This window comes from Saccharothrix hoggarensis, from assembly GCF_042678885.1.
GTDB classification, from domain to species: Bacteria; Actinomycetota; Actinomycetes; order Mycobacteriales; family Pseudonocardiaceae; genus Actinosynnema; species Actinosynnema hoggarensis.
Window position 1 is genome coordinate 1 of the sequence record NZ_JBHTLK010000512.1, and the last position, 794, is coordinate 794.

The 794-nt window shown below is 67.5% G+C and carries 2 protein-coding genes and 1 pseudogene; all 3 read right to left on the reverse strand.

What is annotated here, in order from left to right; all coding sequences use genetic code 11:
- A partial coding sequence (locus ACFQ3T_RS37060) for a phosphoadenosine phosphosulfate reductase domain-containing protein (RefSeq protein WP_380730829.1) occupies positions 1–389 on the reverse strand: 389 nt, incomplete at its 3' end.
- Positions 386–544, reverse strand: a complete 159-nt coding sequence (locus ACFQ3T_RS37065) for an Insertion element protein (protein WP_380730831.1) — start codon at positions 542–544, stop codon at positions 386–388. The genes ACFQ3T_RS37060 and ACFQ3T_RS37065, both read right to left, overlap by 4 nt.
- Positions 541–794, reverse strand: a pseudogene (locus ACFQ3T_RS37070) (nitrite/sulfite reductase); the annotation flags it as partial. The pseudogene ACFQ3T_RS37070 and the gene ACFQ3T_RS37065, both read right to left, overlap by 4 nt.

Below are 794 nucleotides of genomic sequence, written 5' to 3' on the forward strand. Positions count from 1 at the left end.
TGCAACGGGATGACCTTGCGCAACTGGCAGCACCTGGTCGGGTCGGTCTGGTTCAACAGACCGAACTCGGCCTCCTGATCGGCCACCGACTGCTCCGCCGCCGCGTTCACGATGTGCACGTCCGGGTACACCAGGTCGACCGCGTCACGCGTGCCGATCGTCTCGGCGAAGTGGTAGCCGGTCTCCAGGAACAGCACGTCCACGTCCGGCTTCACCTTGGACGCCAGGTCGATCAGCACCGCGTCCTGCATGTTCGACGCGACGATCCAGCTCTCGCCGAACGTCCGGGCGGTCCACGCGAGAGCCTCTTCGGCACTGGCCTCCGCCAGCTCGACCGAAGCGGCCTCGGCGATCACCTTCAGTTCCTCGACCCTGGTGGGGGCGGTCATCGCTGCACCTCCTGAGGAAGGTTGAGACCAACGAACTTCACGGTGAACACGCGGCGGCAGGCGGAGCACAGCCACGAGTAGCTGGGCTCCTCCTGCGGACGAAGGTCCTCGTCGCCGCAGTAGGGGCAGTAGAAGGGGGTGGCCCGCTCGCTCATTTCAGATCACCCTCGTCCGCGCGGGCGACCCACTGGGCGAAACGCTCGTCCGCCTCTCGCTTGGCCACGAAGTTGCGCACCACGCGCTCGACGTAGTCCGACAGCTCGGTGGCCGTCACCTTGTGGCCGCGCAGCTTGCGGCCGAACCCGGCGTCCAGGCCGAGCCCGCCACCGAGGTGGACCTGGAAGCCCTCGACCTGCTTGCCGTCGGCGTCGGTGACGATCATGCCCTTGAGGCCGATGTCCGCGG

What these genes read in the sequence shown, in the direction of transcription:
- ACFQ3T_RS37065 (WP_380730831.1), bottom strand. Translation starts at nt 544, where the DNA reads ATGAGCGAGCGGGCCACCCCCTTCTACTGCCCCTACTGCGGCGACGAG.